The sequence below is a fragment of the Psychromonas antarctica genome (genome assembly GCF_022267535.1).
In the GTDB taxonomy this organism is placed as follows: domain Bacteria; phylum Pseudomonadota; class Gammaproteobacteria; order Enterobacterales; family Psychromonadaceae; genus Psychromonas; species Psychromonas antarctica.
This window is the reverse complement of the sequence record NZ_JAHNZV010000178.1, coordinates 1-3,621: the sequence shown is the minus strand read 5'-3', so window position 1 is coordinate 3,621 and position 3,621 is coordinate 1. Positions and strand designations below refer to the sequence as shown.

At 38.1% G+C, this 3,621-nt stretch carries 6 protein-coding genes, 1 tRNA gene and 1 pseudogene; 4 read left to right on the top strand and 4 right to left on the bottom strand.

The features are described 5' to 3' along the window. The first annotated feature begins 555 nt into the window (after positions 1 to 555). The 4 genes from KSO91_RS17705 to KSO91_RS16495 all read left to right on the top strand — a co-directional run bounded on the left by KSO91_RS17705 (position 556) and on the right by KSO91_RS16495 (position 1,580). The gene (locus KSO91_RS17705; protein ID WP_275114029.1) at positions 556 to 681 is read left to right on the top strand and encodes a hypothetical protein; all 126 of its coding nucleotides are present in this window, start codon (positions 556 to 558) and stop codon (positions 679 to 681) included. 56 nt (positions 682 to 737) lie between these two features. Beyond that, entirely contained in the window at positions 738 to 998 is a 261-nt protein-coding gene (locus KSO91_RS16505) for a hypothetical protein (protein WP_238744119.1), read from the top strand. 110 nt (positions 999 to 1,108) lie between these two features. Continuing rightward, positions 1,109 to 1,300, top strand: a complete 192-nt coding sequence (locus KSO91_RS16500; protein WP_238744118.1) for a DUF3185 family protein — start codon at positions 1,109 to 1,111, stop codon at positions 1,298 to 1,300. A 67-nt stretch (positions 1,301 to 1,367) separates the two neighbouring features. Then, a complete protein-coding gene (locus KSO91_RS16495; RefSeq protein WP_238744117.1) occupies positions 1,368 to 1,580 on the top strand; it encodes a hypothetical protein in 213 nt (70 codons plus the stop codon). Positions 1,581 to 1,683: 103 nt separating this feature from the next. On the opposite strand, the gene KSO91_RS16490 is transcribed toward KSO91_RS16495, so the two are convergent. The 4 genes and pseudogenes from KSO91_RS16490 to glk all read right to left on the bottom strand — a co-directional run. Further along, on the bottom strand, positions 1,684 to 1,974 hold the full coding sequence (locus KSO91_RS16490; protein ID WP_238744116.1) for a type II toxin-antitoxin system RelE family toxin: 291 nt from the start codon (positions 1,972 to 1,974) through the stop codon (positions 1,684 to 1,686). Beyond that, positions 1,964 to 2,212, bottom strand: a complete 249-nt coding sequence (locus tag KSO91_RS16485) for a type II toxin-antitoxin system Phd/YefM family antitoxin (RefSeq protein ID WP_238744115.1) — start codon at positions 2,210 to 2,212, stop codon at positions 1,964 to 1,966. The genes KSO91_RS16490 and KSO91_RS16485 overlap by 11 nt, the downstream gene beginning before the upstream one ends. Positions 2,213 to 2,685: 473 nt before the next feature. Continuing rightward, positions 2,686 to 2,775 (bottom strand) — tRNA-Ser (locus tag KSO91_RS16480). A 69-nt stretch (positions 2,776 to 2,844) separates the two neighbouring features. Next, positions 2,845 to 3,507 (bottom strand): annotated as a pseudogene (gene glk, locus KSO91_RS16475) (glucokinase); the annotation flags it as partial. Between the last annotated feature and the right edge of the window lie 114 nt (positions 3,508 to 3,621).

Sequence of the window (3,621 nt, the reverse complement as noted above, 5' to 3'; positions counted from 1 at the left end):
GTTGGCTCGAACGTCTTGTTAGAAACATAATATGTTTGTTGCTGCATATTCGTAACCAACAGAAGCATGTTCCACTTATATAGTAGGAAATTAATCTATTAAATAAGTGGCTTGGTCAAACTATAAGTTGCTGCACTCGGACTCGATACAGTTGTCGCGGTTTTTGCTAAAAGAAAAAAACAGCACCAATTTACTCGCCGCTGAGCAAGGCGTTGAGGCTGTAGAATTTCTCCAAACAGAGCATTTCATGCTCTTTTGTCCAACAACCCTAATTGTATGAAAAATGTACTTGAACGTGGTGATCGTCTGTGATCTAATAGTTATTATTCGCTCAGAGTTAAATGAATTGGTTTGGCGTTTCAAGTTAAAACCAATATTAGAAAAGAGTGTTGTTTAGGCTAAAAGCAAATATGTCACAACAAGTATACAAGGCAATTAAATCGGACGCAGTAGGGCTGTCGCGCTTTTTGCTAAAAATAAAAAGCCAGCAAAAACACTGCCAACCTATGCGCTAGTGTTCAGCGGCGTTATGTTTATAAATCTAAGGATGGAATTATGCTAAAAAAATCACTAATTATTTTATTATCTTATCTCCCTATTTCTGCTTTGGGAGCTGAATTTGAGTTTTCGATGGGGGCAGCTTTCAATATAGCGGGCTTATTGGCGCTCAATTCGCTGTAAAACATGAAGATAGTAAATATTTCATATCAGCTGGTTTGCCAGGATATTCATTAGGAATGCAGACAATTATTACAGATGATGAATATTATTCTATTGGTTTCTCGCTTGGTGAAATTGTAGGTATCCTTGATGGAGATAGACGATATGGTTTGATAACTTATAATTATCATGTGGATGTTTTTAAAAGTAGTGGGTGGGTTTTAGGTGCCGGAGTGGGAGTTTATGATCAAGAATCGTATACAGTTTTTTCTAGTAATGAGCGGGTTAATCCTTCAAAAAAAGCAATGTTTACATTAGATATTGGTTATAAATTCTAAACATACAAGTTGCTGCACGCAGACTCGATACCGTTGGTGAGCAAGGCGTATGTGTTTTCGTAATTGCAGGGTCGATTCAACCGTAAATTTATATATATATTGGAGCAAAAATGAATACTAAAATCATTGGAATTGTACTCATCGTTGTAGGTGCCGCGTTAGCTATGTGGGGTTACAATATTTATGATTCAGCTAGCTCTCAACTTAGTCGGACATTAAGCGGTGATACGCCTATCGAAGCTTGGGTTGGAATGGTTGGTGGTGTTATTTCTATTTTGGTAGGCATTACGAAGTTAAAGTAGAAATCTCTTGTTTTGGTTAAAAACATAACAAACAAGTCAAATCACTGGACGCTATACGTTAGACGAGATGCTGGAAATTTTAAAAGGACAGCCTGACTTGTTCTTCCCAAATCTAGCGCTTTTTGAAAAAGCGCGTGGGTTAAACCTTGTGAGTTTACCAAGTGAATATTTGAAAATAGCAAAAATGAACAATGTATCAAAGTTCATGTTTAATATTATGGGGAACGCGGATAAACGGATACAAACCCTTGAGTATCAAAAAGCATTCAAAACCGCATAAAAGCTAATCAACTGGACGTTACTGTTGTCGCGGTTCTTGCTAAAAGAAAATCATCGAAAACAGCACTAACTTACTCGCCGGTGAACGAGGCGCTAAACCACAATCAGTCATGCAGACGTCTCGTTGCTTTGTTGTATACATCGCTATGTTCTCGTTTTCCGATTGCGAGTACTGTTACAGTGACTACATTATCGTCGACTTGATACGCTAGGCGATAGCCTGACTGACGAAGTTTAATTTTGTACATGTTATCAGCGCCTGATAACTTAGCGGATGGAATGTGTGGGTTACTCAATCGTTCAATTAATTTTTTCTTAAATTGTTGTTTGAGTGTTGCACCTAATTTGTTCCATTCTTTCAATGCGGTTTTTTTGAATTCGAGATTATAAGTCATCGATCTTTACCGAAATACTAGGTTCATTTTTACGTTCATTAGCTAAAGTTAAAAGCTCAAGATCTTCGATTTTATCCATCAGCATCTCGTAAGCTTCTGCTGGAACACAGTAAAATGCTGGCTCATTTCGGTTAAGGACTGCAACAGGGCAACCATAGGCGCTCGCTGCTACTTTCATTGGGTTTGCTTTAAATTCAGTGATACTCGCTGCAACGTCAGCTAAAATTCTAGTGGCCATAATAAAGGTCTCTTAATAGGTCTTTGATTCGGTTATTATAGCTATGGAAAAGCGGTTTAACAAGCGCACGCAGACTCGATACAGTTGTCGCGATTTTTGCTAAAAACAAAAAGCCAGCAAAAACATCGCCAACCTACGCGCCGTTTATTGCTGACGTTAAATTTTACTCCACGTTGGGAAGTGTAGAAATTATAAATAAATGGGCTTGGTGTTTAACTCGCTCCTATTTTCCAAATGTATGCCAATCGGTTTTTTGAATCGTAGTTGGAAGCGGGGCAATATTTCAGGTTTGTTTGTGTTAAACGGATTTGGTTAATTTATCTTATATTTCAATGTTGTGTTTTAAGTTTGCTTGCAATTGATCTACTTCGTTGAAAATTAGGTAGGAAATTAAACGATTTTAGTTTTAAGTTAACACTATTCCACAAACAAAAATGGGCACTTCTAATGAAGTGCCCATTTCCGTATTAATATGGCGGTGAGCGAGAGATTCGAACTCTCGTTAGGGATAAACCTAAACACACTTTCCAGGCGTGCGCCTTCAGCCACTCAGCCAGCTCACCAAATGCTTCAACATTTCATTAAAGCGAGCGCATGATAGATAAATCCCCTCGTAAAATCAACTACTAATATTAATTATTCATTGTTTTCAGTTCTTGGCGAAGATATACACTTGCACCTAAGAGCCCGGGGTTATCATGTGTTATTAAATAAGTTGGAATAGATGAAAGGTAGTTGTTAAAACGTCCTTTAGCTTCAAAGAAACTTCTAAACTCACTTGCTTTAAAGAAATCAACAAAGCGAGGTACAACGCCCCCTGCAATATAAACGCCACCAGTGCAAGCAAGATTTAATGCGAGATTACCAGCAAAACCGCCCATTACTTGACAGAACACAGTCAGGCTTCGCAGTGCTAAATCGCAATTGTCTTCTAACGCAGCTTGAGATACCTGTTTAGGCTCGTGGAACTCAGGTTGTTTGCCTTCTAAACGGCAAAGACTATGGTATAAATTAACTAAGCCTTGTCCAGATAATATACGCTCTGCAGAAACATGACCAAACTGTGCTTGTAATAATAGTAAAATATCTGTTTGCTCGCGGGTGTTCGGTGCAAAGCTGACATGACCGCCTTCACCATCTAAACTGACCCATTTACCTTCATATTTGACGATGTGGGAAACACCTAATCCTGTCCCTGGACCGAATACTGCGGTAACTCCATCAGTTTGCGGTTCACCATTACCTATCTGTATTTTTTCATTTTCATTTACAAAAGGGACGGCCAGCAATTCTCGGTGAAAATAATTTTCAAGCTATACAAGGGCTGCGAGAGATATCAAAAAATACTTTTCGCGCTAAATTTCTCTTTTCTTCAAATTATTTTTAATAAATGTAAAAAAAATTGAACT

Coding starts and splice junctions, on each gene's coding strand:
- KSO91_RS17705 (WP_275114029.1), top strand. CDS start 556: ATGCTAAAAAAATCACTAATTATTTTATTATCTTATCTCCCTATTTCT.
- KSO91_RS16505 (WP_238744119.1), top strand. CDS start 738: ATGCAGACAATTATTACAGATGATGAATATTATTCTATTGGTTTCTCG.
- KSO91_RS16500 (WP_238744118.1), top strand. CDS start 1,109: ATGAATACTAAAATCATTGGAATTGTACTCATCGTTGTAGGTGCCGCG.
- KSO91_RS16495 (WP_238744117.1), top strand. CDS start 1,368: ATGCTGGAAATTTTAAAAGGACAGCCTGACTTGTTCTTCCCAAATCTA.
- KSO91_RS16490 (WP_238744116.1), bottom strand. CDS start 1,974: ATGACTTATAATCTCGAATTCAAAAAAACCGCATTGAAAGAATGGAAC.
- KSO91_RS16485 (WP_238744115.1), bottom strand. CDS start 2,212: ATGGCCACTAGAATTTTAGCTGACGTTGCAGCGAGTATCACTGAATTT.